This window comes from Methanoculleus sp. 10 (assembly GCF_913757945.1).
Lineage (GTDB): Archaea > Halobacteriota > Methanomicrobia > Methanomicrobiales > Methanoculleaceae > Methanoculleus.
On the sequence record NZ_CAJYDP010000003.1, the window covers coordinates 15,585 to 38,728 of the forward strand.

At 64.0% G+C, this 23,144-nt stretch carries 33 protein-coding genes; 20 read left to right on the forward strand and 13 right to left on the reverse strand.

Features of this window, described 5'->3' with window-relative positions; translation table 11 throughout:
• The first annotated feature begins 14 nt into the window (after window positions 1-14).
• The gene (hmgA, locus tag QZ408_RS03465; protein WP_292489803.1) at window positions 15-1,223 is read left to right on the forward strand and encodes a hydroxymethylglutaryl-CoA reductase (NADPH); all 1,209 of its coding nucleotides are present in this window, start codon (window positions 15-17) and stop codon (window positions 1,221-1,223) included.
• 26 nt (window positions 1,224-1,249) lie between these two features.
• Here the strand turns inward: hmgA and rimI are convergent, their stop codons facing one another.
• The gene (rimI, locus tag QZ408_RS03470; RefSeq protein ID WP_292489804.1) at window positions 1,250-1,714 is read right to left on the reverse strand and encodes a ribosomal protein S18-alanine N-acetyltransferase; all 465 of its coding nucleotides are present in this window, start codon (window positions 1,712-1,714) and stop codon (window positions 1,250-1,252) included.
• An 89-nt stretch (window positions 1,715-1,803) separates the two neighbouring features.
• Here rimI and QZ408_RS03475 point away from each other — a divergent pair, with 89 nt between their 5' ends.
• On the forward strand, window positions 1,804-3,066 hold the full coding sequence (locus tag QZ408_RS03475; protein ID WP_292489805.1) for a DUF1015 family protein: 1,263 nt from the start codon (window positions 1,804-1,806) through the stop codon (window positions 3,064-3,066).
• Window positions 3,067-3,113: 47 nt separating this feature from the next.
• The gene (hisG, locus tag QZ408_RS03480; RefSeq protein WP_292489806.1) at window positions 3,114-3,986 is read left to right on the forward strand and encodes an ATP phosphoribosyltransferase; all 873 of its coding nucleotides are present in this window, start codon (window positions 3,114-3,116) and stop codon (window positions 3,984-3,986) included.
• Window positions 3,987-3,997: 11 nt separating this feature from the next.
• On the opposite strand, the gene QZ408_RS03485 is transcribed toward hisG, so the two are convergent.
• On the reverse strand, window positions 3,998-4,654 hold the full coding sequence (locus tag QZ408_RS03485) for an FmdE family protein (protein WP_292489807.1): 657 nt from the start codon (window positions 4,652-4,654) through the stop codon (window positions 3,998-4,000).
• Window positions 4,655-4,887: 233 nt separating this feature from the next.
• Here QZ408_RS03485 and QZ408_RS03490 point away from each other — a divergent pair, with 233 nt between their 5' ends.
• Genes QZ408_RS03490 through QZ408_RS03515 form a run of 6 tightly spaced genes read left to right on the forward strand, consistent with a single transcriptional unit; the run spans window position 4,888 to window position 8,593 of the window.
• Window positions 4,888-5,451, forward strand: coding sequence for a hypothetical protein (locus QZ408_RS03490; RefSeq protein WP_292489808.1), 564 nt, complete (start codon window positions 4,888-4,890; stop codon window positions 5,449-5,451).
• Window positions 5,452-5,471: 20 nt separating this feature from the next.
• Window positions 5,472-6,524 carry a hypothetical protein gene (locus QZ408_RS03495; protein WP_292489809.1) on the forward strand — a complete coding sequence of 351 codons (1,053 nt, stop codon included), beginning with the start codon at window positions 5,472-5,474 and terminating at the stop codon, window positions 6,522-6,524.
• Window positions 6,518-7,027: a hypothetical protein gene (locus QZ408_RS03500; RefSeq protein ID WP_292489810.1), complete on the forward strand. Its 510-nt coding sequence runs from the start codon at window positions 6,518-6,520 to the stop codon at window positions 7,025-7,027. The genes QZ408_RS03495 and QZ408_RS03500 overlap by 7 nt, the downstream gene beginning before the upstream one ends.
• Window positions 7,015-7,386 carry a hypothetical protein gene (locus QZ408_RS03505; RefSeq protein ID WP_292489811.1) on the forward strand — a complete coding sequence of 124 codons (372 nt, stop codon included), beginning with the start codon at window positions 7,015-7,017 and terminating at the stop codon, window positions 7,384-7,386. The genes QZ408_RS03500 and QZ408_RS03505 overlap by 13 nt, the downstream gene beginning before the upstream one ends.
• Entirely contained in the window at window positions 7,367-7,822 is a 456-nt protein-coding gene (locus tag QZ408_RS03510; protein WP_292489812.1) for a hypothetical protein, read from the forward strand. The genes QZ408_RS03505 and QZ408_RS03510 overlap by 20 nt, the downstream gene beginning before the upstream one ends.
• Entirely contained in the window at window positions 7,823-8,593 is a 771-nt protein-coding gene (locus tag QZ408_RS03515; RefSeq protein ID WP_292489813.1) for a hypothetical protein, read from the forward strand.
• 93 nt (window positions 8,594-8,686) lie between these two features.
• Here QZ408_RS03515 and eif1A read toward each other — a convergent pair whose 3' ends face one another.
• Complete coding sequence (gene eif1A / locus QZ408_RS03520; protein WP_292490152.1) at window positions 8,687-9,013, reverse strand: translation initiation factor eIF-1A; 327 nt, start codon at window positions 9,011-9,013, stop codon at window positions 8,687-8,689.
• A gap of 234 nt (window positions 9,014-9,247) precedes the next feature.
• Between eif1A and QZ408_RS03525 the strand changes: the two genes are divergently transcribed.
• Window positions 9,248-9,913: a hypothetical protein gene (locus tag QZ408_RS03525; protein WP_292489814.1), complete on the forward strand. Its 666-nt coding sequence runs from the start codon at window positions 9,248-9,250 to the stop codon at window positions 9,911-9,913.
• Between the two features lie 58 nt (window positions 9,914-9,971).
• Window positions 9,972-10,892, forward strand: coding sequence for a metallophosphoesterase (locus QZ408_RS03530; RefSeq protein ID WP_292489815.1), 921 nt, complete (start codon window positions 9,972-9,974; stop codon window positions 10,890-10,892).
• Between the two features lie 7 nt (window positions 10,893-10,899).
• Here the strand turns inward: QZ408_RS03530 and QZ408_RS03535 are convergent, their stop codons facing one another.
• Window positions 10,900-11,730: a restriction endonuclease gene (locus QZ408_RS03535; RefSeq protein ID WP_292489816.1), complete on the reverse strand. Its 831-nt coding sequence runs from the start codon at window positions 11,728-11,730 to the stop codon at window positions 10,900-10,902.
• A 162-nt stretch (window positions 11,731-11,892) separates the two neighbouring features.
• Here QZ408_RS03535 and QZ408_RS03540 point away from each other — a divergent pair, with 162 nt between their 5' ends.
• Window positions 11,893-12,843 (forward strand): 2-dehydropantoate 2-reductase, encoded by a 951-nt coding sequence (locus QZ408_RS03540; protein ID WP_292489817.1) that lies wholly within the window; start codon window positions 11,893-11,895, stop codon window positions 12,841-12,843.
• 4 nt (window positions 12,844-12,847) lie between these two features.
• Here the strand turns inward: QZ408_RS03540 and QZ408_RS03545 are convergent, their stop codons facing one another.
• Window positions 12,848-13,027, reverse strand: coding sequence for a hypothetical protein (locus QZ408_RS03545; protein WP_292489819.1), 180 nt, complete (start codon window positions 13,025-13,027; stop codon window positions 12,848-12,850).
• Window positions 13,028-13,130: 103 nt separating this feature from the next.
• Between QZ408_RS03545 and QZ408_RS03550 the strand changes: the two genes are divergently transcribed.
• The gene (locus QZ408_RS03550) at window positions 13,131-13,646 is read left to right on the forward strand and encodes an NAD(P)H-dependent oxidoreductase (protein WP_292489820.1); all 516 of its coding nucleotides are present in this window, start codon (window positions 13,131-13,133) and stop codon (window positions 13,644-13,646) included.
• A gap of 15 nt (window positions 13,647-13,661) precedes the next feature.
• On the opposite strand, the gene QZ408_RS03555 is transcribed toward QZ408_RS03550, so the two are convergent.
• The 3 genes from QZ408_RS03555 to QZ408_RS03565 all read right to left on the reverse strand — a co-directional run bounded on the left by QZ408_RS03555 (window position 13,662) and on the right by QZ408_RS03565 (window position 16,049).
• Complete coding sequence (locus tag QZ408_RS03555) at window positions 13,662-13,937, reverse strand: pro-sigmaK processing inhibitor BofA family protein (protein ID WP_292489821.1); 276 nt, start codon at window positions 13,935-13,937, stop codon at window positions 13,662-13,664.
• A gap of 52 nt (window positions 13,938-13,989) precedes the next feature.
• Window positions 13,990-14,559: a transglutaminase-like domain-containing protein gene (locus QZ408_RS03560; RefSeq protein WP_292489822.1), complete on the reverse strand. Its 570-nt coding sequence runs from the start codon at window positions 14,557-14,559 to the stop codon at window positions 13,990-13,992.
• Window positions 14,560-14,780: 221 nt separating this feature from the next.
• Complete coding sequence (locus tag QZ408_RS03565; RefSeq protein ID WP_292489823.1) at window positions 14,781-16,049, reverse strand: NAD(P)/FAD-dependent oxidoreductase; 1,269 nt, start codon at window positions 16,047-16,049, stop codon at window positions 14,781-14,783.
• Between the two features lie 96 nt (window positions 16,050-16,145).
• Here QZ408_RS03565 and QZ408_RS03570 point away from each other — a divergent pair, with 96 nt between their 5' ends.
• Together QZ408_RS03570 and QZ408_RS03575 are read left to right on the forward strand one after the other, a co-directional pair.
• Complete coding sequence (locus tag QZ408_RS03570; RefSeq protein WP_292489824.1) at window positions 16,146-16,310, forward strand: hypothetical protein; 165 nt, start codon at window positions 16,146-16,148, stop codon at window positions 16,308-16,310.
• Between the two features lie 32 nt (window positions 16,311-16,342).
• Entirely contained in the window at window positions 16,343-16,810 is a 468-nt protein-coding gene (locus QZ408_RS03575) for an LEA type 2 family protein (protein ID WP_292489825.1), read from the forward strand.
• Between the two features lie 7 nt (window positions 16,811-16,817).
• Here QZ408_RS03575 and QZ408_RS03580 read toward each other — a convergent pair whose 3' ends face one another.
• Window positions 16,818-17,450 carry a CDP-alcohol phosphatidyltransferase family protein gene (locus QZ408_RS03580; RefSeq protein WP_292489826.1) on the reverse strand — a complete coding sequence of 211 codons (633 nt, stop codon included), beginning with the start codon at window positions 17,448-17,450 and terminating at the stop codon, window positions 16,818-16,820.
• Window positions 17,451-17,591: 141 nt separating this feature from the next.
• Here QZ408_RS03580 and QZ408_RS03585 point away from each other — a divergent pair, with 141 nt between their 5' ends.
• The gene (locus tag QZ408_RS03585) at window positions 17,592-17,915 is read left to right on the forward strand and encodes a HEPN domain-containing protein (RefSeq protein WP_292489827.1); all 324 of its coding nucleotides are present in this window, start codon (window positions 17,592-17,594) and stop codon (window positions 17,913-17,915) included.
• Between the two features lie 27 nt (window positions 17,916-17,942).
• Complete coding sequence (locus tag QZ408_RS03590; RefSeq protein ID WP_292489828.1) at window positions 17,943-18,287, forward strand: nucleotidyltransferase domain-containing protein; 345 nt, start codon at window positions 17,943-17,945, stop codon at window positions 18,285-18,287.
• Here QZ408_RS03590 and QZ408_RS03595 read toward each other — a convergent pair.
• The 3 genes from QZ408_RS03595 to QZ408_RS03605 form a co-directional block, all read right to left on the reverse strand.
• Window positions 18,284-19,267 carry a hypothetical protein gene (locus QZ408_RS03595; protein ID WP_292489829.1) on the reverse strand — a complete coding sequence of 328 codons (984 nt, stop codon included), beginning with the start codon at window positions 19,265-19,267 and terminating at the stop codon, window positions 18,284-18,286. The two genes, QZ408_RS03590 and QZ408_RS03595, sit on opposite strands and share 4 nt — an antisense overlap.
• A 30-nt stretch (window positions 19,268-19,297) precedes the next feature.
• Entirely contained in the window at window positions 19,298-20,479 is a 1,182-nt protein-coding gene (locus tag QZ408_RS03600) for an FAD-dependent oxidoreductase (protein WP_292489830.1), read from the reverse strand.
• Between the two features lie 100 nt (window positions 20,480-20,579).
• Window positions 20,580-21,080: a rubrerythrin family protein gene (locus tag QZ408_RS03605; protein WP_292489831.1), complete on the reverse strand. Its 501-nt coding sequence runs from the start codon at window positions 21,078-21,080 to the stop codon at window positions 20,580-20,582.
• An 89-nt stretch (window positions 21,081-21,169) separates the two neighbouring features.
• On the opposite strand from QZ408_RS03605, the gene QZ408_RS03610 reads away from it, so the two are divergent.
• The gene (locus tag QZ408_RS03610) at window positions 21,170-22,036 is read left to right on the forward strand and encodes a cation diffusion facilitator family transporter (protein WP_292489832.1); all 867 of its coding nucleotides are present in this window, start codon (window positions 21,170-21,172) and stop codon (window positions 22,034-22,036) included.
• On the opposite strand, the gene QZ408_RS03615 is transcribed toward QZ408_RS03610, so the two are convergent.
• Entirely contained in the window at window positions 22,028-22,636 is a 609-nt protein-coding gene (locus tag QZ408_RS03615; RefSeq protein WP_292489833.1) for a flavodoxin family protein, read from the reverse strand. The two genes, QZ408_RS03610 and QZ408_RS03615, sit on opposite strands and share 9 nt — an antisense overlap.
• A gap of 127 nt (window positions 22,637-22,763) precedes the next feature.
• On the opposite strand from QZ408_RS03615, the gene QZ408_RS03620 reads away from it, so the two are divergent.
• Together QZ408_RS03620 and QZ408_RS03625 are read left to right on the forward strand one after the other, a co-directional pair.
• On the forward strand, window positions 22,764-23,003 hold the full coding sequence (locus QZ408_RS03620) for a hypothetical protein (RefSeq protein ID WP_292489834.1): 240 nt from the start codon (window positions 22,764-22,766) through the stop codon (window positions 23,001-23,003).
• Between the two features lie 15 nt (window positions 23,004-23,018).
• Window positions 23,019-23,144 carry a desulfoferrodoxin FeS4 iron-binding domain-containing protein gene (locus QZ408_RS03625; RefSeq protein ID WP_292489835.1) on the forward strand — a complete coding sequence of 42 codons (126 nt, stop codon included), beginning with the start codon at window positions 23,019-23,021 and terminating at the stop codon, window positions 23,142-23,144.

Sequence of the window (23,144 nt, forward strand, 5' to 3'; positions counted from 1 at the left end):
TTCTCATACTATTCATGGATGAGTATATCGGGAGGCTGAAAGACGGCTCCCTCAAACTCTACGCGCTCGAGAAGGAACTCCCGCCGGAGGAGGCGGTCCGGGTGCGGCGGACGTTCATCGAGGGCGAGACCGGGGTCGCCCTCCCCGCGGTGGGGTCGTTCTCCATCGGGCTTGACCGGGTGGTGAAGCGCAATATTGAGAACATGATCGGCACGGTGCAGGTGCCGCTCGGCGTCGCGGGACCGCTTCCGGTGAACGGGGAGTATGCTGCCGGACAGTACTACCTCCCGCTCGCGACGACCGAGGGGGCGCTCGTGGCATCGGTGAACCGCGGGTGCTCCCTGATCGCCCGGGCGGGGGGTGCGGACGTGCGGATCATGCGGGACGGTATGACCCGGGCGCCGGTCTTTGCCGCCCGCGACGTCGTCCACGCCCGGGAAGTGGTCGCCTGGGTTGAGGGGCACGCCGCCGAGATCCGGGATGCCGCAGAGAGTACCACAAAGCACGGGGAGTTCCTCGATGCCGTCACCTACGTGGCGGGCACAAGCGTCTTCGTCCGGCTCGAGTTCGACACAAAGGATGCCATGGGCATGAACATGGTGACGATCGCAAGCCAGAAGGTCGGCGAACTCATCGAGCGGGAGACGGGCGCCCGTCTCGTCGCTCTCTCGGGGAACATGTGCACCGACAAGAAACCGGCGGCGATCAACCTGGTCCGGGGCCGGGGGAAGACGGTGGTTGCCGGCGTGCGGTTAACCGACGCGATGATTGCCGACCTCTTGAAGACCGACGCGGAGACCCTCACCGCGGTCAACTACCGGAAGAACCTGGTGGGTTCGGCGCGGGCGGCCTCGTTCGGGTTCAACGCGCACGCGGCAAACGTCGTCGCCGCCATGTTCATTGCCTGCGGGCAGGACGCCGCCCACGTCGTCGAGGGGAGCACCGCGATCACCACCGTCGACCGGGTGGACGGCGGGGTCTACGTCGCAGTCACCCTCCCCTCCCTCCCGGTGGGGACGGTCGGCGGCGGCACGGGGGTCGATACCCAGCGGGAGTGCCTCGCGATCCTCGGCGTCGCCGGGGGCGGGGACCCGCCGGGAACCCACGCGAAGGCGTTTGCAGAGATCGTGGGGGCGGGAGTGCTTGCCGGCGAACTCTCCCTCCTCGGCGCCCTCGCGGCGCAGCACCTGGCCCGGGCTCACCGGGAGCACGGGCGGGGATAACGGGAGGGGGGCCCCGGTTCCGGCCCCTAAAACCGGAACCACTTCATCATAACGAGGGCGTCTTCGTCGTTCGTGTAATACGAGGCGATCTGGAAGACCTCCCGGTAGCCGAGGCGGCGGTAAAACTCCTGCGCCCCGGTGTTGCTGATCCGGACCTCGAGCTGGACCCCACTCGCGCCCACGAGCGCAAATTCCTGTTCCAGGCGGCGGATGAGGTGCTGCCCGACTCCGCGGCGCCGGTATTCCGGGGCGACGGCAAAGTTCATGATATGCCCGTAGAATTCTTCGCCGGTGTCCTCGAGGCCCGCGGCGACGAACCCGGCTATATCTCCGTTGCTCCGGGCCACAAAGAACGTCTCCGGGTAGTAAGCGAGCGATTCCCGGAACGTTTTCTCGTCCCAGGGGTCGACGAACACTGTCCTCTCGATGGCAACTATCTGCGGAATGTCTGCAGGCTGCGCCCTGCGAATGGTGAGTTGTAGCGGCATCATAGTTACCGGTCTCTCCCTCTCTTTGAGTGCCCTACCTAATATAGTGTCAGGAGACAAAATAGTAGGCACATACGAGTGTGGCGGTTTCCATGGTCCAGGTCTATCGTTTTGCAGCGGTCCGTCCGGAGCGGCGGTACTCCGAAAAAATTCCATCCGTGCCGTACGATGTGGTGACGGCACAGGAGGCCCGGGAGTGCATCGAGAAGAACCCCCTGAGTTTCCTGCGGGTCAGCCGGCCCGACGCCGAACTCCCCGACCTCCCCCCGCACGACGACCGGGTCTACGAGCGGGCGCGGGAGGTCTTCGACGGTCTGCTCGCGGACGGACGGCTGCAACGGGATCCGGAACCGGGTATGTACGTCTATCGGGCCGTCCAGGACGGCGAAGAGTTCGTCGGGCTGGTCTGCTGTGTGGCGACGGAGGAGTACGAGAACCGGCGGATCCGGCGGCACGAGCTCACCCGGTATGACAAGGAGGAGGACCGGACCCGGCACATCGACGCGGTGGGGGCGAACACCGGCCTCGTCTTCCTGCTTTATCGCGATCCCGGCGAGATCTTCTCCTACGTCCACTCCCTCATCAACGGGACGGGGCCTGACGGGAGCACCACAACCGCATCGGGAGTGCTCCACCAGGTCTACCGGGTCACCGACGATGCGGCCCTCTCCCGCCTCGAGGCCCTCTTTGCAGCCGTGCCGGAGGTCTACATCGCAGACGGGCACCACCGGGCCAAGTCGGCGGTGAACGTGGCTGAGCGGCGCCGGAGGGAAGGCCGGTTCACCGAAGAGGCGGGGAGGTTCATGGTCGTCCTCTTCGCCCAGGACCGCGTCCGGATCCACGGCTACAGCAGGCTCGTCACCGATCTCGGCGATCTCACCCTCCCGGGGTTCATCGATGCGCTCTTACAGGCGGGCTGGAATATCCGCCCATACGGGAAAGTCGACGCCTCGGAGTACCAGATCCAGCCGCTCTCGGCCGGAGATGAACCGCTTCACGTCATGCACTTCTATATGCAGGGAACCTGGTACGAGGTCTCCCGGCCGATCAGAGACCCTGCCGACCTGATCGGGTCGCTCGACGTCTCGGTGCTCCAGAAGGATGTCCTCGAAGGGATGCTCGGCATCACCGACCCCCGGGGCGACCCGAGGCTCCACTATATGGGCGGGGCAAAGCCCCTCTCCGGGCTCGAGCGGCTCGTGGACTCCGGCGAGTACGCCCTTGCGGTGGCGATGCAGCCGGTGGGGGTCGGGACGGTGCTCGCGATCGCCGATGCAGACGGCGTCATGCCCCCGAAGTCCACCTGGTTCGAGCCGAAGCTCCTCTCGGGGCTTGTCATCCACACCATCGATTGAGATCCGGATCACCACCTTTAACTCTTTTTCTGCCCGATATCCTTTCTATGATCACGATTGCTCTCCCGAAGGGGAGCCTCGAAGCGCAGACGCTCCAGCTCTTCAAGGAGGCGGACCTCGAGGTCAGGCGGACCGACCGCGACTACAATCCGCGTATCAACGACCCCCGGATCGGAAAGGTGAAGATCCTCCGCCCGCAGGAGATCCCGCTCTACGTCCAGATGGGGTACTTCGACCTCGGGATATCGGGGCTTGACTGGGTGCAGGAGAGTGGGGCCGATGTTAAGGAGATCGCAAACCTCTCCTACAGCAAGACCGGTGACGGGAACGTGAAGATCGTGGTCGCGGTCCACCGCGACGAGCCTATCGAGAGCGTCGCCGCCATCCGGCCGGGCAGCCGGGTGACGACCGAGTACCCCCGGATCACGGAGAAGTTTTTCAAGGAGAACGGCGTCCCCGTCAGGCTCTTTGCCTCCTATGGTGCGTCGGAGGCGAAGGTGCCCGACCTGATGGACGTCGTCGTCGACCTCACGGAGACCGGGAGCACGCTCAAGAAGAACGGGCTCAAGATCGTCGGCCAGATCATGGAGTCGCACACCGCGCTCCTTGCAAACCACGAGTCGCTCCGGGACCCGGAGAAGCGCCGGGAGATCGAGGAGATCACGACCCTCCTCCTCGGGGTGATCGAGGCGCGCCACCAGGTGCTCCTGACGATGAACGTGCCGTCTGCGGCGCTCGACCGCGTCATCGAGGCCCTCCCCGCGATGAAGAAACCCACCGTCGGCAGGCTGCACGGCATCGATTACTTCGGCATCCAGACGGTGGTGCAGAAGGGGCTCGTCAACGGCCTCATCCCGCACCTGAAGGCTGCAGGCGCCGAGGATATCCTCGAGATCCCGATAACAAAAATCGTGCGGTGAGGGGGCCGCCCTCACCAGCGCCGGGAGTATCCCTTCGAGCAGGCCCGGCAGACGAACTTGCCGTTCTCGACCCGGACCCGGGACTCGGCGGTCAGCTCGCCGCATTTTGCGCACGGCACCGACGAAAAGATCCGGGCCCGCTCCGGTATCTCGACGTCGACCTCCCGGATGGTGAAGAGGGTCTCGGCGGGAAGGTCAAGGATCGCCTCGACGAGCCGGTCCGTCCGCCTCCGGTACTCGGCCCATTCCTCGTCGGGGACCCGGCCTTGCATGACCCGCGCCCGGAGCGATGCGAGGCCGGGGTCGAGCGAGTCGGTGTCAAACGACGGGTTCCCGGTGATGCGGACTGCGTCGCCGGTCTGGCGGTTGATGAACGTGAAAGCGTGCTTCCCATAGTCCTTAAAGAAGAGGTTTCCTTTTCCGACGGTACATCCCGTCAGGACCTGGATGGCGTCGACACCGCAGGCGTCGGTCTCGGCAATGGTGACGAGTTCCTCGTCCTCGGCACGGCCGGAGCGGAGCCGCTCAAGGGCGGTCTCGGCCGCCCGGTATCCCAGCGCAAGGCCGGGGCAGACGTGGCCGTGGAACCTGGCTACTTCGGCGAACCGGCCGTGTGCTTCTCCCGGCGTGCCGGGGGGTGTGGTTGTACACATGTCCTTACCTTGCATGAGATGTTGTTACCAACGGAAGGATATAGGTTATGATATCCTGCCGGGGCTCGCGGGCCGGGGCTCGCGGCATATAAAGACCGGGCTGCCCGGGGCTCGCGGGCCCCACCTGAGATGAAATGTTTTTGCCGCCGGGTACCTGCACGTTTCCAGTATCGGGCGAGGACGGCAAATTTTTGATTCCCCGTGAGAGATGGTTATTTATATACCTTCGTGTATAATGACTGCCTTACATGAGATCCTCCGGAAGCGTCCCGGCCCTGGTTGCCGCAGTCTGTATCCTCTGTGCCGCGTGCGGTTGTCTTGGCGCATCCCCGCCGCCGGCCTCCGGCGGCATCACCCCGATCGACCTGCCGGAACCGCCGGCGGCCTCGACCCTCGCCGGGGCTCTCGCGGAGCTGGACCTGCTCAGTGCCGAGGGCGGCCTGAACGTCACCGGGACATCGGTGCACCAGGTGCTCGGGACCGGCGTCGACCGCGACGGCCGGGCCACCTCCTGGGCCCTCGGCCTCCGGGACGGCGAGGAGGTGCGATGGCTGACCTTCGGTCTTGCGGGCTGGAAGGAGATCTCGCTCCCGGCCCCCCTGCCCGCGGAGGAGGTGAACATCACCGGCGTCCTCTCCCCGGGGGACCTCCTTTCCGGCCAGGAGAAGGTGCTCCGGCCCGTGATGGAGCGGCTCGGTGCCGATACGGTCGACCTCGCGCTCGCGGAGGGGGTCTACACCGTCACAGTCCATTCGGGCGCCGGGATGGAGACCCTCGCGTTCCGGGCGGATACCGGGGAGGTGATCGTATAGGACCGGCGGCCGATGACGGGGTGCTGTCGCTTGACTTCCTCGCGGGGTTCACCATCTTCATGCTCGCCCTGATCATGGTGGTGAGCATGGTGCCGGGGCTCCTCGCCGGGCTCGAGAGTAGCGGCATCGACTACGACGCGGTCGCCTACAGGACCGGGGTGATCCTTGTCGAGGACCCGGGGTGGCCGGCCTATCCCCCGTGGGAGTTGTACGGCGAAGCCCAGAAAGATGAGATTCAGCGGATGGGGCTTGCGGTCTCGAAGGAGACGCCGAATATCCTCCTCTCGACGAAGGTTGAGAGGTTTTTTGAGAAATCGCCCTCTGGAGAACCATTCTTCACCCCCGATGATTACCGCAAGCGAGTGATCTTCGGTGATATCCCCTACTCTTATAATTTTTCGCTCAATATCTCAAACCCGGATGGGAGTTACGAGCCCAAGCAGGCCGGCGACCCCCTCCCCCCCGGCTACGGCTACATCCGCCGGGTGGTGAAGATCAAGGAGCCGGGGGTGGCGGAGATTGGTTCCAACGTGGCTTACCAGACAGAAACCCCCCAGAACCCCCAGAACTTCACCGTCCGGCTCAACTTCAGCGACCTGCTGGGCCCTGAACGAGGCCCGGCCTACCGGATTGACCCAAGGACCGAGCCGGTGAACGTGACGATCACGAACTTCGATGCGTACCTTAACAAGACCGAACCCGCCGCCGAGAGCGCGACGCTCAAGGACGTCACATTCTGGAAGATGGACCCGACAAGGCCAAACCCGCGGTTCACTCGTATCCCGTTCTCATACGACACAGTAAATTCAAACCTCTACACCCTGTACGTCAACGGCACTTCGGATCTGCACTCGCTCCAACCGGACGTGCCGGTCAAATCCAGCATCTCCCTGGTACTGAAACCGGCAGCCACCTCGCTCTTCACCCTTGACCAGAACAGCATCCTGGATATCCGGTTTAACTTTGAGAATGATCCCCCGCAGACCAACATCACCGGCACTCACCTGTATGACTATGTGAATGTCACCCACCCGCCTCTGAAGACCGCGGTCCTGGAGGTCGCCATATGGTGAACGATGCGGGGCAGCTCTACACGATGGAGGGAGTCGCGGCCGGGATCATCATGCTGCTCACCGCATACATTGTCGTCAGCACGACGAGCGTCTACACTACAGGGGATACGCACATCCCGGATATGCAGCTTGAGCAGCTCGGGAGCGATGTGCTCGCGATGATGGATACGCCGGATGCTGAAGACACGGAGAGCGATCTGAAGCGCTACATCAACGCAGATAACGCCGCAGGCGGTAGCGATCAATTCAGGGACACGTTCCTGAACTACTGCAACAGGACGACGAGCGGTGCTATCGATAACCTATACATGAGCGCAAACGTCACCTACCGGGAAGGGGATTTGATTAAAGAGCGCCTGTTCGTTGAACCACCTGACGACGGCTCCTGGACGGGAAGGGAATCCGCCGTGCGGGTGACCCGGTGGGTGCAGCTGCCGACGGGAAACCCCTATGGATCAAGACCCCAGGCCGTCCTCGTGGAGGTGCTCTTATGGCGTGCATGAACGAAGAAGGCCAGTGGATCGTGCTGATGGGCCTCCTGGTCGCCGTGGCGCTGTTCTTCCTTGCGCTGATCATCAACCAGTCGGCGCTTGTCGGGCAGACGACCGCGGAAGGGGTGCTCGAGTTCCCGAAGAACGACATCCGGGACCTGCGGGAGGCGGTGTTCGACTACGTCAAAGAGTTTGGCGATGCAGATAATGCGGTTCGCGAAGACATCATCGCGATATCCCTCGAACGGAAGAATGCCGTGGTTAGCTTCACGGTCAATCAAAAGATGGATGTCTCCGGGCACTGGCTCCACCCGGTAGAGATCCACTACAACAACGGGGTGACGGTGTACAATGAGACCGTGTATTACTGAACCGATGAACGAGGAGGGCGTCACCCGGCTTATGGAATACATCATCATCACCGGTGTGCTCCTCCTGCTGATGATCGTCATGATGTTCTCCGTCAACGCCTCGCTGATGGAGGGGCCGGCGAACAAGCTCCGCTACCACGCCTTCGTGGATATCGGGAACGGGGTCAGCACCCGGATCGTTGACCTCTACGTGATCGCGCCCGGCAACGGGACCATCGAGACGAAGTTCGACATCCCCGACGACGTCGCCGGGAAGGGCTACTTCGTGGATGTGTGGATGGAGGGCGAGAACCGGGCGGGCCAGGCGATCCAGGTGCAGGGCGGCAGCATCAAGAGCAAGGTCGCCATCGCCGGCATCGGGGCGACGAAGGGTGTCGTCGGCAACACCACCGGCGCGGGATGGAACATGATCCAGTATGACTCAAAGGGGTTTTAAGTGAGGCGAAGAACCGTGATGATGAATGAAAAGGCAGTCTCGGAGGCGATCGGGTTTATCCTGATCCTGGGGCTCGTGCTCACCGGCATCGGTCTCGTTACGCTCTACGGCTACCCGGTGCTCGTGAAGGAGCAGAGCAACACCGACGTCAGGAACATGGAGCGGGCGATGATCGTCATCCAGAACGACATGAAGAGCCTCTGCTTCAAGAACGTGCCCTACAAGGAGGCGACGCTCCAGGTGAGCGGGGGGACGCTCGAGGTGATCAATGCTGATGGAACTGCACCGAAATTCAGGATCGACGGTACTGAGAACGGCGGTACTGATTTCAACGTCGAGTTCTCCCCCGGCGCCCTGATCTACCGATCCGACCGCGGCACCGAGGTGATCACCCTTGAGAACGGCGCGGTGATGACACGCCAGGAGGGTGCAACAGGTTCTGCGATGCTCGCCGAGCCGCGGTGGTTCTATGACGGGCCTACAAAGACGCTCGTCGTCTACCTCATGAAGATCACCGCCGACGAACGGATGGCAAAGTCGGGGATGGCGACGGTGAGGATGAGCCTGACGAGCACGGAACCGCGATCATACGCACCTACCGGCGATATCCAGATGACGTACAGCCCGGATGCCGGGAACAACCTTTCCGTGGCGTGGGAGAACTACCTGACCGGCTCGCTAAAGATGAGCGGTTCGGGCGGCACCTATACCCTGTCAGGGGTAAAGAAACTCGTCATAAAAGAGTACGAGATCAAGATCCTCGGCATCTAACCCCATTTGGACCCGCCGCCCGGGCGGGAGAGGGCGGCCCCCACCTCCCCATCATCCCGGCCGTGCAGGGAACTTTTGCTCAGAAAAAGAATTTCAAAGATACCGGTTCTTCCGGAGCCATTCCACCTGGGGTCTCGTGTAGCGGTAGATGATATCGCACTTCTCGTCCTGGAAACTCCAGGGGACGACGATCAGGACATCTCCTTCCCGTATCCAGACCTTCTTCTTGATCTTGCCCTTGATCCGCCCGGTGCGCGTCACCCCGTCGAAGCAGCGGATCCTGATATGGTTTGCCCCGAGCATCAGTTCAGCGCTGCCGAACATCTCCCGGTTCCTCTTGTTCGGCAGGCGTACGCGGACAATCTCCCCTTCCGCCTCTCCTCCAGCGGATTCAGGTTTGCGCTTGGTAGGATCAGTCAGTTCATCAACCCCATGTTCCGGAACATCTGGTTCTTCGTGTGTCCTATTTATACAACTGCTAGTTTATCAAGTATTCTCCCGGGGTGCTCGGAGGCGACCGCGACGGCCGACCGGCCCGCGCCGTTTGGCCGTGCCGTCCCCGAAACCGGGTTCCGGGACAGCCACCCCTTTCCCGGAGACCGCCGCCGGGACGGTTATGTATATTGCCGGGACCGTCCATTACCCGATGCATCCATGACACGCCCGGACCCGTCGCGCGGGGTGTATCTCACCTACTTCATCCAGGGGCTCATTCTCCTCGCCGCAGCCTCCAGCGTCACGGCAGGCGAGTACTTCCTCGGGCTCTCGGCGGCTTTCGCCTTCCTCCTGACGCTGGCGCCGTCCCTCATGACGAGGAATATGCGCCTCTGCCTGCCCTGGGAGGTCAACCTCCTCATCACCGTCTCCCTCTACCTCCACGTCATGGGGCACGTCGGGGGCTACTACGTCACCCTCGCGCCCTACTACGACAAACTGACCCACCTCGTCTCATCGGCCACCGTCGCGCTCCTCGCCTTCTCCCTCGCGGCCCTCGCCGGGCACCGCGGAGACGTCCGCCTGACGACGCCGGCGATCGTCATCTTCATCCTGGCCTCCACGCTGGCAGCGGGGGCGGTATGGGAGATCTACGAGTTTGTGGTCGACCAGGCCTTCGGGACAAACCTCCAGCTCGGGAACGCCGACACCATGTGGGACCTCATCATGGATCTCATCGGGGCGGTGATCGTGGCGGGGGTCGCCGCTGTCGTCCTTGAAAAGAAAGAGGAAGACCGGTTTACCAGGATCTTTGCCGGAATGGCCTCAGTTGCTGAACCGGCCGACGTCATGGGCGACCCGGCAGATCCGGCGGAGAGCCGCTGATCCACCCGGACCCGGGCCGCCGGACCCTATTAATATTTAGAAGGTGAAATAAAATAAAGTGACCCTGAAGGCCCCAAGTACAAGACACCTGGCGCTGTTCATGCTCATCCTGCTCCCGTCCATGACCGGCTACATGGCCTGGGAGGCACGGGCCGTCGACGTGACCGTCCTTACCATCGACGGGGCACCCGAAGGCATCGTCTACATCACCGACCCCCACGTCGGGCCGTCCAATATCGACCACGTCCAGGAGGTGATCCGAGAGATCAACCGCTTGAACCCCTCGCTCGTCCTGATCGGCGGCGACTTCACCACCGGTGAGGAGTCAAACTTTGCCCACCAGGCGGTATGGCAATCGCTCGATGCACCGGCCTACGCCGTCCTCGGGAACCACGACTACCGGGTGGGGACCGACAGTGCGACGGGCATCGGGAGAATACTTGCCGTCCGGACCTCCGCTAACGCCACCGCCGCCGGATACGATATCTCCGCCCTGAACGACGGATCCGCCGACACCGCATTTGCCGATGGGCTCGCCGCGACGCTGGAAGAGAACGGGGTGCATGTCCTCAGGAACGATTACGCACGGGTCTCTGCCGGGGGTGAAGAGATCGTCATCGTCGGCGTCGACGACGGGTGGGCCGGGATGGCGGACCCGCCCGACGTGCCGGCGACCGGTGCATTCACCGTCTACCTCATCCACGAACCGTCCTGCAGGGCCGACTGGGACGCCGACCTCATCCTCGCCGGCCACACCCACGGCGGCCAGTTCCTCCTCCCGGTCATCGCGCAGCTGAACGGCCTCGGCGTCATCGAGCTTGCCGGCCTCTTCGAGACGAACGGGACGCCGACTTACGTATCCCGCGGGATCTGCAGCGCGGGCATCGCCGGCGTGGACCTTCGGTTCAACTGCCGGCCCGAGATCGTCCTGATCAACCCGACAGAAGAGCAACTCCGGACCCTCGGCGACTCTGCCTGAGGACCGCTCACGGTTCGAGGATCGCGCGTGCCCGCCCGGCGATCACCAGCACTTCCGGAAGGGAGAGACCCGTATCGCGGGCGATGGCTGTGGCGTCGCCGTAGGCGACTTCTTTTGCCATGAGGACCCCGGCAGCCGCGAGCCTTGCGGAGACCGACGGCCCCACCCCGCTGACAATGGTGACCGGGTAAGACTGCGTCTCCTCGATCATCGCCCGGAGGTTCTGTTCCGCCGGGTAGTCCCATCCGATATGCCCGATCCCCCGGCAGGCCGCGTAGCGCTTTGCGTGCTCCGAGAGTTTGGTGTTGCAGACGATCAGGGCGCCGTCGATCGAGACGGTACACCGCCCGGACCGGAACCCCTCCTGGAGGTCCTCGACGATCGCCCGGGCGATCCGTCCTTCGTCGAGGCCAGTCATCCGGTGGTGGCTCGCGTGGTGCTTCACCTCGACAAATATGGTTGCGCCGTCCTTACTGGCGACGGCGTCCACCTCGTGCTCCCCGCACCGCCCGGCAAGGACGCACCCGGCCTGGACCCGGTAGCCGTGCTCCCGGAGGAGAACCCGCACGAACTCCTCGAAATCGGGTTTCGGGCGGAGAAGGGCGAGCGCTCTCCGGAGATCCGTCCGGTGGCGGACGGCGGGGCGGACGGTCCGGGCCCGGGCGCGGATCATCCGGAGGACTGCGGCCGTCTTCACCCCGTCGGGCACCGACTCCTCGATCTCGTCGGCGACCCTGTCGGCATCCTCCGCCCCGAGCCCGAGGTTCCGGAGCGTCCGCCGCACCTTCCCGGGGTCGAAGGGCTGCAGGCTGCCGTCGGCCTTCGTGACGTGCTTCATTGATGATCCGTCTGTGCGCCGGAGAGGAAAAGCGTTCGCTACCGCATTTCCCGGAGGCGCCGCTCACTGCGTGATCGAGATGGCCCGGAACTGGACGATCGACGACGGTCCGGGGGGGCCGCACCCTTATCTTCTCCCGCGCCCAACGGGGACTACGAGAAGATGGAAGCGTTACAACGCCCGGCCGTCCTGATCCTCGGCGCAGGGGCCGTCGGCCTCTCGCTCGCCGGAAGGCTCCGCGGGGCGGCGACGGTCTATGCGGCCTGCCGGCCGGCGCACGCCGATGCGATCCTTGAGCGGGGCCTTATCATGGAGGGGATCTGGGGGACCGGAACCGTCGACGGGATCACTCCTGTCACGGGGCCAAAAGAGGTCCCGCCCGGGGTCGACTTCGTCATCATCACCGCGAAGGGCACCGACAGCCGGGCGATCTGCGAGGAGTATGCCGGGCTGCTCCGGGACCGCCCGGTGGCGAGCCTCCAGAACGGCATAGGAAACGAGGATATCATCGCCCGCTACACCGATATCGTCATCGGCGGGACCGTGACGACGAACTTCTCGGTCGTGGGCCCGGGACACGTCCGGGTCTCAAGCGAGAGCGCCCCGATGCGCTTCGGGGTCTGGTCCGGTGACGGCGGCGCTGCCGCGGCCCTTGACGGGCTCATCGGCGTCATCAGGTCCGCCGGCATCCCGGTCGAGGCGGACGACGATATCCGCTCGGGAAAGTGGACGAAGGCGCTCCTCAACATCGCGGTGAACCCGATCTGCGCCCTCCTCGCGGCCCCGGTCGGCGCCGCCGCCGACGAAAACGTCAGGGAGACCGTTTCCGGGCTCATCCGCGAGACCTTCGCCGTCGCCGGCGCCGAAGGGGTCCGGCTCCCCTGGGCGACCGCCGACGATTACCTTGCCCACCTCTTTGGGGTGCAGGTGCCCGACTTCGCCGCGGTCTACCCCTCCATGTACTACGACCTCCGGCGGGGGCGCCGGACGGAGATCGATCTCCTCAACGGGTACGTCGCACGCCTCGGGGAGCGCCACGGCATTGAGACACCGCACAACCGGTGCATCGCCGGCCTCGTCCGCTACGCGGAGGCGCACCCCCAAACACCGTGAGGGGTCACTCCCCGCCCATCTTCACGGCGAGCTTTCGGGCCGCCTCTTTTGCCTTCGCCTCGGTCCTCCAGAGCCCCGTCCTGCCGACGGGTGTTCCTTCCCGGTCGTAGAGCTGCACATAGTAGCCGCCGTCCTGGCGGGCAAATCGGACCTCGCCGACGATACCGGGACCGTACTCCTGCATACCCTGAGGTTATGGGCGGCGAAGATATGAGGGTTCCGCGCGGCGGGCGATACCCGGCACCCCGGCGGTCTTCGCGGTCCCGGCCCTGTCACGTATATATAAGATGAGCCTGTATGCCTGCCGGGTGATGGTGGTGATCCTCATCGTGTACTACTCCTGGCAGGGGCATACCGAGAAAGTGGCGGCGGCGCTCGCCGAGCGGGTCGGCGGCAGGCTTGAGAAGATCGAACCGGTTTCGGAGGTGGGGATGTTCAGGAAGGGCATGATGGCGGCGTTCGGCATGCGGGCAGCGATCCGCCCGGTGCAGGCGGACCTTACCGGTGTCGACTTCCTGGTCGTCGCAACCCCGGTCTGGTCGCAGAAGGTTCCGCCCTACGTCAACGAGTACCTCTCCCAGGTCTCCGGAGCTTCGGGAAAACCCTTCTCGGTCCTCGTGGAGATGGGGGGTTCGGGGGCGGAGAAAGCGGTTGCGATCGTGAGGAAGAGCCTCGAAGCGAAGGGGATGCGGTTCGTCTCGTCGGCAACCACGCTCGAGAGCGAGGTCGATGCCGGGCAGTTCGGCCCGGCGATCGAGAGGCTCGCCCGGACGATCGCAGAGGCCCCCGCGCCGGCCGCGTAGGCGGCTCTCCGCCCCTCACAGCGTCAGCGGGACCCCGAGGAGGTGCAGCACCACCGTGACCAGCACACCGAAGATCCCGCCGATCGCGCAGATGAGGACGGTGATCAGGTTGATGGGGATGTCGGGCCGGCCGACGAGGCTCATCAGGTCGAGGACGTCGATGAGCCAGAGCAGGATCACGCCCACGACGGCGTTGATGATGAGCCCGGCGACGCTTTTGACCACTTTGTAGAGGACGAACGCGACAACGGCAACCAGGATCAGGGCAAGGAGCGCTGTAAACAAGCTCATACTGCCCGTTTGACGCCCCGGGTATTGAACCTTCCCCGGGGGGTGTCGCCGCTCAGATATAGCCCAGCGCTTCGAAGACTGGCTGGAAGCAGACCCCGTTCCCGGTCTTCACGCACCGGATCCCCGGAACCCCTTCGTAGGCACCCATCGTCTGGCCGTCGCCAAGTTCGACCCAGTCGTGGACGGCGATGCCCCGCCCGAAGACCTCCACGTGGAGTGCGTCGGTCCGGAACGTCTCTGCATCCCAGACCATGAACCCGTGGACCGGCCGGGCGGGGATCCCGTTCCGGCGGAGGATCTCCGCCCTGAGGAGCGCAAGGTCGGTGCAGTCGCCCTTCCTGTGGGCGAGGGTCGCGTTAAGGCCCACCGGGAAGAGACGGGGGATGCCGTCGACACGGGCAAACGTCGCCCGGTCCACCCGCTCAATGAATCCGTTGCAGGAAGGATCTGTACTCCCCGGGGCGAGGTCCTCTTCCGGTACAGGGAACCAGGCCCAATCATCGGTAAAGACCGGTCCAGGGGCGCCGCTCCCGGGGTCACCCCATCCGCCGTCGCAGACCAGGTGCCCCTGCGGGATGAGGACGGAGAGGAGAAGGATAGCCTGAAGAATACTCCAAACCACGTTATTCTCTCAATATGCTTTAATATGATTGATAATATAATATCATTTCTATTTGAAACCAGGTATCTGGCATCTTCAATATAACTATCACGACCGTAGATGGGCCGGGAACGGATACAGCGCGCCCCGGGGATATACCGACCGTACAGGAAGGGGGGTTATGGGGTTCCGGGGCCTTGAGCCGGAGGGAAAAGAGGTTCAGTTTCCGGGTAGCGGCGGGGTCACCGGGAGGTGGGGAGCCCGGTGATATCCCGGGCGGCGAGAGCTGCAGTGGAGAACGTCGCCTGCAGGTTGTAGCCCCCGGTGTCGCCGTCGATATCGAGCACCTCGCCGATGCAGTAGAGGTTTTGCACGATCCGTGAGGCCATCGTCTTATGGTCGATCCCGTCGAGGGCGACCCCGCCCCGCGTCGCCATCGCCAGAGAAAATCCCCCGAGCCTCGCCACGGTGAATGGGAACTCCGCGACGGACGCGACAAGCGCGTCCCGGGCCTTCTTTTGGAGGTGGGCGCAGGTCGCTCCCGCAGGGACCCCGGCAAGATCGAGCAGCCGCCGGACGAACCGTTCCGGGAGGGCGAGGTCGCAGAGGGCGGTCTTTGCCTGCCGCGCACCGCCCTCCATGACGGCACCGGCGACCCTCTTTCGCACCGCTTCCGCGTTCGCACCATCAAGGAACGTGACCCGGAGCACGTCGCCCGGGAGGATGAAGCGGGAGAGGTCGAGTATACCCGGGCCGGAGAGGCCGGTATGCGTCAGCAGGACGTCGCCGGTATGCCGGCGGACCACTCTTCCGCCCCGGTAGACGGCGATGGTGATGTTCTCGAAGGATATCCCGGCAAGGTCGGTGAACGGGTAGTCCTCGACATAGACCGGGGTGAGCGCCGGGGCAACCTCTGTGACGGGCTGCCCGAGGGCCCGGGCGAAGGCATAACCGTCCCCGGTCGAGCCGGTGGCCGGGTAGGAGGCACCCCCGGTGGCGATGACGAGGACGCCGGCCCGGACGACAGCCTTCCCTGTCCGGATGAGGAACCCGTCCCCGTCCCGCTCCACGGCGAGGACCGGCTCGTTGCACCGGATAGCCACCCCGCGGGCGGAGCACTCCGCGAGGAGGACGGCAAGAACGTCGGCGGACCGCCGGGTCTCGGGGAAGACCTTCCCCCCGGGTTCGGCCTGCATCAAAAGACCCCTGTCGGCAAAGAAGGCGATAAGATCCCGGTTCGTAAAGTTCAGGAGCGCGGGGCGGAGGAACGCCCCGTGGTCGCCGTAACGGGAGAAGAAACCGGCGATCTCCCCGTCGTGGGTGATGTTGCACTGTCCCGAGCCTGCAACCAGGAGTTTTCGCGCCGGTGCGGGTTTCTTCTCAAAGAGGACCACGGCCCGTCCTTTTCCCGCTGCCTGCAGGGCGCAGAAGAGCCCTGCGGGACCTCCCCCGATGATCACGATGGCGTCGTTCACGGCAATAACCTTATACCGTGCTTCCCGGGGGAACATCAGCATTGGGGTGCGGCGGCCGATATGCTATAGAGGTGGGGCGTATAATGGACCCTGGCCCCCGGAACGAGTGATACGAATGGATACCCGGGGAACATGACCCTGCGGTTCGCCGACGACCCCCTGATGGTCTTCACCGACGTTGCGCTGATCGGGTCTTCCGCCTGGGGGTCAGGCGACCCGCACCACTTCTACGCCGACAACATCATCGTCAGGAACTACGTCCCCGTCGAGCCGGTGCTCTCCTACGAGGGGGGTTAGGTCTATATTCCGGGAGGATGCACCGGGGACCCATGTGGCGTCCCGCTGCCATCCTCCTCATGGTTGTTCTGCTCTGCAGTGCTGCCGGCTGTGCGGCCCCTCCGCTCAAGGAGCCGACCGTCGCCGTCGGCGGGGTCGAGGTCGAGAAGATCACGTGGGGGAGCACCAATCTCACGCTCCGGCTCATCGTCGACAACCCAAACCCCATCGGCGCCACCCTGGCCCGGGTCTCGTTCGACGTTTTCTTCCTCGATGACGGGCGGGCGGTCTACCTCGCGCACGGGGAGCAGGAAGGGATCCGGATCCGGCCCGACGGCGAGACCACCGTCGCCATCCCGGTGACCGTCGATAATCCGCCGCTCGTGCAGGCGCTCCTGCGTACCCTGCAGGACGGGACGATCATGCTCCGGGTCGACGGCTCCGGGACGCTCGACTACGGCATCGCGACGTTCGAGGTCCCGTTCAACCGGACGGTCGAGGTGCGGCCGGGACAGGGGTGACCCGGGATCACCCCGGCGGCAACTCCGCAAGGAGCCGGACGTGGAAGAGCCGCCGGACGGCGGTGGCGTTCGTGGCGACCGCAAGGATGACGAGCGCCGGGAAGACGAACCCGGTGACCAGCCCGGCGATGATGACCGCGAGCCGCTCCGGCCGGGCGAAGAGGCCGGCCCGGCACTCGATCCCGAGACCCCCGGCCCTGGCCCGGGCGTAACTGACCATCAGCGACCCGATCGCGGCCGCAAACGCAGCAACGACGCCCCAGGGCGCTGCGGCCCACGCGTAGTGGACGAGCAGCCCGGCGTAGACCGCTGCCTCCGCGTAGCGGTCCAGAAACGAGTCGAGGAACGCCCCGAAGACCGATGCGGCACCGCTCGCCCGGGCAAGCGCTCCGTCGAGCGCGTCGAAGGTACACGATGCCGCGACAACGAGCCCGGCGGAGAAGAACGAACCGGCGGCGCAGAGGACCCCGGCAACCGCCATCCCGGCAAACCCGAGCAGGGTGAGGGTGTTCGGGGTCACCCCGGTTCGGGCGACGAGGGAGGCGGTCCGCACAAGCACCCCGTTCGTCCTTGCCCGGAGCCGCTCCTCGATCACCGGCCCGCCTCCCGGGGAAGAAGCACCACGAGTCTTTCCGACCATACCATGGCAGGGAATCCTCTCTCTGGAGAGATAAAGACCTTGTGCTGCCTGGAGGGGATGGCCCTACCCACAAAGACCTGGGGAGAGCCACGGCGCGCTTATATCCCGGAAGCGACAACTGGTAGCCGTCGGACAGTTACCATGGATGCAAACATGCGGGAGGCAGAGCGGTGGCTGCGGCAGGGAGAGAGGGATCTCGTCAGTGCAAGAAACAGTTGCCGGTCGGGGGATTTTGAATGGGCATGCATCCAGGCGCAGCAGAGCGCAGAAAAAGCCCTGAAGGCCCTGTTATACGCACGGGGATTCCGGAGGATCCTGACACACTCGGTCTCTGAACTGATCCGGGAGGCCGGTGTCTCCGAACCCTCGTTTCTGGCGCTGAAGAACGAGGCCAAGGTGCTCGACAGCGCTTACATCATGATACCGTTCGCCGGACAGCATCGTGGGGAACCTGACGCCGTCTGAATACTACGACCGGGAGGATGCCGAAGAGTGCATCGAGCATGCGGATTCGATCTGCAGTGCCGCGAGGCGATCGCTCTCCGGGTGAGCGAGCAGGTCCGGGACCTCGCCCGCGAGATCCGGTCCCGCCGACGCACGAGCACCATCATCCTCTTCGGGTCGTTCGCCCGCGGGGACTTCCACGAGGGGAGTGACGTTGACCTGATCGTCGTCGGGGACTTCCGCGAGCGGCACCACAAGCGGGCGGCGGCCATCCTCGATCTTACCGATCTTCCGGTCGAGCCGCTCTGCTACACCGACGAAGAGTTCGCCGAACTGGTCCGGAGCGGGAGCACCTTCATCCTCCAGGCGCTGGCCGAAGGGATCCGGGTCTAGATCGCGCGGAACTTTTCACCCTTCCTGCGCACCAGCCCGACCTTCTTGAGATCGTTGAGGAGCCCTTTCACGAACTCGGGGGTGAGTTCCAGCACGATCTTCCAGCCTTCTCCAGCGCTCTCCACTGCGCTGCTCCCGAGGGCCTCTGCAACCTCCACCGGCGTCAACGTTCCACGTTCTTCGAGGATCTCCAGCGTTCTCCCGATGGCGACCCTCTTTAAGGAGACGCCCGCCCGGAACGACTCGTACTCCTCCTCATCGATCTCAAGGTCATCGGCAATCTCGCCGAGCTTATCGAGATCCCCCTCGAGGATAGCCTCAGGACCGAACTCCAGCAGGTATTCGGGAACCGGGATGACGGTCATCTCCACCAGGACACCGTGTTCGTTGAGAACTTCCGGGTCGATGTCCTCGATAGCAGCACCCGGAAGGGTGATGACGATATCCTCCAGGTTCATACGACCCTGCACGACCACTGCCTCACCCTCAGCCTTGATCAGGCCGTTCTCGTCCATCGTGGAGAGTGCCATCATTCTGTGCAACGCGGACCCCGAGGCATCCGGTGGTTCCTCTCCCGGGGCGACCCCGGCGGACGGCACCATCCACTCTTTGAGGTCTTTCATGGGGACAACATCCCCGGGCTGGTACCTTTCCATGAACTCGGTGATATCTCCTGCAATACGCTCCACCATATCGAGGAAGGGATCGTACAGCGGCCCGGGCCCGGCATCTTCATCCTCCTCGGTGTCGGTCTCTTCACCACCCTCCTCAATTATGAACTCTTCGCGGAGTTTCTCGATTCGTGAAACCTCTTCCCTCAGCAGCGCCTTAACGGCCCCGATCGTCCCTTTTGCAGCAACCCGACCCTCCAGAGCAACAGTCTGCGTGATGCGTGCCGGCATACCAGCCTCCCTGAAGGCACGCGCAATCTCCGGGGTATCGATAGGGCCGCGGATGATAAGCATCTCCTCGAGCACCATACGTTCTCTCCATCATGTCGGCGTATCCACTCATAAGTCCGGCGGTGTGGAGGCGCAGGGGAGCCCCTTCCCGAGGAGGTACTCATGCGCCGCGAGCGCCGCCTTCGCTCCCTCGCCTGCGGCGATGATGATCTGCTTGCCCTTGATGCAGGTCGCGTCGCCGGCCGCAAAGACCCCGTCGACGCCCGTGTGGTTGTTCTCGTCGATGAGGATCTCGCCCCGCTCGTTCAGCGCCACCAGGTCCCCGAGGAACCCCGTATTCGGGACAAGCCCGATCTCGAGGAAGAGTCCCTCCACATCGAGAGTCGTCTCCTTCCCGGTCTCGCGGTCGCGGATCGTGACCCCGGTCAGGGCCGCATCGCCGTGGAGTTCCGCCACCTCGTGATGGAGAAAGACCTGCACACCCGTCTCCTCTGCCCGGTTGATGTAGATCTCGTCGCACCGAAGAGCGCCCCTGACGATCAGGGCCACGGAACTTGCGATCTTTGCCATCTCGATGGATGTCTGGATCGCCGCATTCCCCCCGCCGACGATGGCGACCGGCCGGTCACGGAAGAGCGGGCCGTCGCAGGTCGAACAGACGGAGATGCCTCTCCCGATCAACCGGTCCTCACCCGGGAGCCCCAGGGTCCGGGGCTGCTTCCCGGGGGCGAGGATGACCGTCCGGCAGCGGAAGGCGTTCCCCGGGGCCGTCCGGACAAGGAAAAGATCGCCCTCTTTCCGGATACTCTGGACCCGGTCAAGCTCGAGGCTGACGTCGAGCCCGCGGACCTGCTCCTCGAACTTCCCGATAAGGTCCTCCCCCGTGATCATCCGAAACCCCATATAATTCTCGATCGCCCAGCTCCAGGTTGCCTGGCCGCCGATATTCTCCGATACGACGACGGTCTTCATGAGTTTTCTCGCACAGTAGACCGCGGCCGTCAGCCCCGCCGGCCCCGCTCCCACGATGACCACGTCATAGACGCCGTCCGTCACCGGCGTCCCGAAGAGTTCCCGGAGCCTCTTTGCATCGAAACCGACGATCACCTCATCGCCGAAGACCGTGACCGGCACCCCCCGCTGCCCCGAGACCCGGATCATCTCCCGTGCCGCCTCACGGTCTCTCCCGACGTCGACGGTCGTGTATTCGACACCGTACTTCCGGAGAAACGCCTGGACCATCCGGCAGTAGGGGCAGTTCTCCGTCGTATAGACCTTCACACCTGCCATAAAGGGAAGGTTGTCCGGGAGCCCTATTTAACTTGTGGAGGTCGGGCCGGGCGAGCTCCGGAAATCCGGCCGGAGCGGTGCAGGGCGGAAAAAAGAGGGATTATTGGACTTCGCGGAACATCCGGTCCGGAACCCCGCAGATGGGGCACTTCTCCGGTGCCGCTCCAAGCTCGATGTTGCCGCAGACCGGGCAGAGATAGATCTTCTCCACGCCAATATCCTTTCCTTCCCGGACAGCCTCAAGCGCCTGGAGGTAGAGGTTTGCGTGCACCTCTTCCGCGCGCATAGCGTGGGTGAAGACGATCGCGGCCTCGTTCTTCCGCTCCTTCTTCGCCTCTTCAACAAACGCGGGGTACATCGTCGTGAACTCGTAGTTCTCCCCCTCGATTGCGCCTCTCAGGTTCTCTTCGGTGCTCCCGACGGCGTTTTTGATGAAGAGGAGACGCTTTGCGTGGATAGCTTCCGCCTCGCTTGCCGCCCGGAAGAGTTTCCCGACCACCGGGTAACCCTCAGCGGCTGCTTTCTCGGCAAAGACCGAGTATTTCCGGTTCGCCTGGGACTCCCCGGCGTACGCGTTCTGAGCGTTCTCATCTGTCGGCATAACTTAATTGTTTCAGAAGTGCCCCATTAAATATCTTTCACCTGGTGACCCCGGAAACCCTATGCCGCTGGAGCACCACAGTCCCGTATATGCGGGGTGACCGGGTACAGCAGGTCTTCATCATCGTCCTCATCTTAAACCTCGCCGTTGCAGTCGCGAAAGCGGCCTTCGGCATCATTGCCGGGTCGGTGAGCATGGTGGCAGATGCCCTCCACTCGGGGTTCGACTCCTTCTCAAACATCGTCGGCATCATTGCCATATACCTTGCAGGGAAACCCCCCGACCCGGAGCACCCGTACGGCCACGGCAAGATCGAGACCCTCGGGACCCTCGTCATCGGGGCGATGCTCCTCCTGACCGCCGCCGGCATCTTCCTTGAGGGATACCGGCGACTCGTCTCCCCCGTCACCCCCGCAATCACGCCTGTCACCATCGGGGTCATGGTCGGGACGCTCGTCATCAATATCGCCGTCTCCACCTACGAGCGGAGGCGGGGCGAGGAGTACCAGAGCCAGATCCTCATCGCCGACTCCCTGCACACCAGAAGCGATATCTTCGTCTCCGTCGCCGTCCTCGGGGGTTTCCTCGCGGTCAGGCTCGGTTACCCCGAGGCCGACCCGATCATCGCGTTTGCCATCGGCCTCCTCATCGCAAGGATGGGTATCGGGATCCTCTATGATGCCGCACAGGTCCTCACCGACTCGATGAACCTCCCCTGCGACCCGGCGCTCGTCCGCGCCGTGGTGATGGATACCCCGGGGGTGGCCGGGTACCACGACTTCCGGTGCCGGGGTAAGCCGGGCGAGATCTTTGCCGACATTCACATCACCGTCGACCCGGCCCTCTCCATCACCCGGGCCCACGCGATCTCCGAGGAGGTGGAACGAAGGCTCAAAGAGACGGTGCCGGGGCTCGCCGAAGTCGTCGTCCATATCGAGCCCGACGACTCACCGTGAGGGGGCGCCGCCGGAGAGGAGCCGCCCGAGTTCATAGCCCTTCCGGTACGCCGCCTCCATCACCTCCGGCCGTGTCCTGATATCCTGAATTGTGTCCATGTCGTTTCGGAGCACCTCGTCCCAGTAGGGGCAGTCGATGATCTCTCCAAACGCTCTCGCGGTCATCTTTGCACCCTCGAAAACGGTCGGGAGGTTCATCCCCGCGATCGATATGAAGAGCATCTTCCGTTCTCTTCGCCGCCCGGGGGCGACAAAGGACTGTCCGCGGTGGTATTTGGCCATGTAGAAGACCTGGAACCGGTCTATGAACGACTTGAGTCTCCCGGGGATCCCCATCGTCATCACGGGGGTGGCGATGATCAGGCCGTCCATCTCCCGGAACTTCTCGTATATCCCGATCATTTCGTCCTCGATCCGGCAGGTCTCGTTCTCCCGGCAGTAGAAGATCTCCATGCAGGGCGCAATATCGAGGTGCGCGACCGCGATCCGCTCGACCTCGCACCCGGCCTCCTCCGCCCCCCGGACGGCCTCATCGAGGAGGCGGGCGGTGTTCCCGTGAAGGAGCGGGCTCCCGAGCAGAGCGATAACCTTCTTTCGCATGATTCTGGGTTGCACACGGCCCTATTAATAAGATGCGGCGTTCCGGGACCCGGGAGCCTGCGCCGGCCTTGCCGGGGAGGATACTGCTAAATACCTTGAAACGATATGATCGCTCTGGTGAGTGCCTGTGGCCGAACCAGGAACCAGAAAGACTGCGAAAGCGGGAGAGAAGCCGGGCCCCGGACGGTTCATCTGCATTGACTGCGGGAGAGAGGTCCGGATCGGCAGCACCGATGAGGATCTCGTCAGGTGCCCGACCTGCGCCTGCGAGATGTACAACTGCCTCCCGATGACCCACATCAGGCCGGACATCAAAACACCGGAGGATGTCATGCATCCCCCCGAGAGGAAGACCAAGACCGAGTAGTACGAGGTGAGAGGAATGGTGAACGTATCAGCAAAGGGAGAGGTCTATCGCTGCGAGATCTGCGGAAACGTTGTCCAGGTTCTGGAGGCCGGCGGCGGCGAACTGGTCTGCTGCGGCGAACCGATGGTGCTTGAAGAGTGA

Excerpts from the sequence above, each read along its gene's own strand:
- QZ408_RS03525 (WP_292489814.1), top strand. The coding sequence starts at position 9,248 with ATGACACGCCCGGACCCGTCGCGCGGGGTGTATCTCACCTACTTCATC.
- QZ408_RS03625 (WP_292489835.1), top strand. The coding sequence starts at position 23,019 with ATGGTGAACGTATCAGCAAAGGGAGAGGTCTATCGCTGCGAGATCTGC.
- QZ408_RS03595 (WP_292489829.1), bottom strand. The coding sequence starts at position 19,267 with ATGGTGCTCGAGGAGATGCTTATCATCCGCGGCCCTATCGATACCCCG.
- QZ408_RS03545 (WP_292489819.1), bottom strand. The coding sequence starts at position 13,027 with ATGCAGGAGTACGGTCCCGGTATCGTCGGCGAGGTCCGATTTGCCCGC.
- QZ408_RS03475 (WP_292489805.1), top strand. The coding sequence starts at position 1,804 with ATGGTCCAGGTCTATCGTTTTGCAGCGGTCCGTCCGGAGCGGCGGTAC.
- QZ408_RS03535 (WP_292489816.1), bottom strand. The coding sequence starts at position 11,730 with ATGAAGCACGTCACGAAGGCCGACGGCAGCCTGCAGCCCTTCGACCCC.
- hisG (WP_292489806.1), top strand. The coding sequence starts at position 3,114 with ATGATCACGATTGCTCTCCCGAAGGGGAGCCTCGAAGCGCAGACGCTC.
- QZ408_RS03500 (WP_292489810.1), top strand. The coding sequence starts at position 6,518 with ATGGTGAACGATGCGGGGCAGCTCTACACGATGGAGGGAGTCGCGGCC.
- QZ408_RS03505 (WP_292489811.1), top strand. The coding sequence starts at position 7,015 with ATGGCGTGCATGAACGAAGAAGGCCAGTGGATCGTGCTGATGGGCCTC.
- QZ408_RS03610 (WP_292489832.1), top strand. The coding sequence starts at position 21,170 with ATGCGGGGTGACCGGGTACAGCAGGTCTTCATCATCGTCCTCATCTTA.
- QZ408_RS03490 (WP_292489808.1), top strand. The coding sequence starts at position 4,888 with ATGAGATCCTCCGGAAGCGTCCCGGCCCTGGTTGCCGCAGTCTGTATC.
- QZ408_RS03485 (WP_292489807.1), bottom strand. The coding sequence starts at position 4,654 with ATGCAAGGTAAGGACATGTGTACAACCACACCCCCCGGCACGCCGGGA.
- rimI (WP_292489804.1), bottom strand. The coding sequence starts at position 1,714 with ATGATGCCGCTACAACTCACCATTCGCAGGGCGCAGCCTGCAGACATT.
- QZ408_RS03540 (WP_292489817.1), top strand. The coding sequence starts at position 11,893 with ATGGAAGCGTTACAACGCCCGGCCGTCCTGATCCTCGGCGCAGGGGCC.
- QZ408_RS03585 (WP_292489827.1), top strand. The coding sequence starts at position 17,592 with ATGGATGCAAACATGCGGGAGGCAGAGCGGTGGCTGCGGCAGGGAGAG.
- QZ408_RS03575 (WP_292489825.1), top strand. The coding sequence starts at position 16,343 with ATGTGGCGTCCCGCTGCCATCCTCCTCATGGTTGTTCTGCTCTGCAGT.
- QZ408_RS03565 (WP_292489823.1), bottom strand. The coding sequence starts at position 16,049 with ATGTTCCCCCGGGAAGCACGGTATAAGGTTATTGCCGTGAACGACGCC.
- QZ408_RS03605 (WP_292489831.1), bottom strand. The coding sequence starts at position 21,080 with ATGCCGACAGATGAGAACGCTCAGAACGCGTACGCCGGGGAGTCCCAG.
- QZ408_RS03580 (WP_292489826.1), bottom strand. The coding sequence starts at position 17,450 with ATGGTCGGAAAGACTCGTGGTGCTTCTTCCCCGGGAGGCGGGCCGGTG.
- QZ408_RS03570 (WP_292489824.1), top strand. The coding sequence starts at position 16,146 with ATGACCCTGCGGTTCGCCGACGACCCCCTGATGGTCTTCACCGACGTT.
- QZ408_RS03510 (WP_292489812.1), top strand. The coding sequence starts at position 7,367 with ATGAGACCGTGTATTACTGAACCGATGAACGAGGAGGGCGTCACCCGG.
- QZ408_RS03600 (WP_292489830.1), bottom strand. The coding sequence starts at position 20,479 with ATGGCAGGTGTGAAGGTCTATACGACGGAGAACTGCCCCTACTGCCGG.
- QZ408_RS03615 (WP_292489833.1), bottom strand. The coding sequence starts at position 22,636 with ATGCGAAAGAAGGTTATCGCTCTGCTCGGGAGCCCGCTCCTTCACGGG.
- QZ408_RS03550 (WP_292489820.1), top strand. The coding sequence starts at position 13,131 with ATGAGCCTGTATGCCTGCCGGGTGATGGTGGTGATCCTCATCGTGTAC.
- hmgA (WP_292489803.1), top strand. The coding sequence starts at position 15 with ATGGATGAGTATATCGGGAGGCTGAAAGACGGCTCCCTCAAACTCTAC.
- QZ408_RS03555 (WP_292489821.1), bottom strand. The coding sequence starts at position 13,937 with ATGAGCTTGTTTACAGCGCTCCTTGCCCTGATCCTGGTTGCCGTTGTC.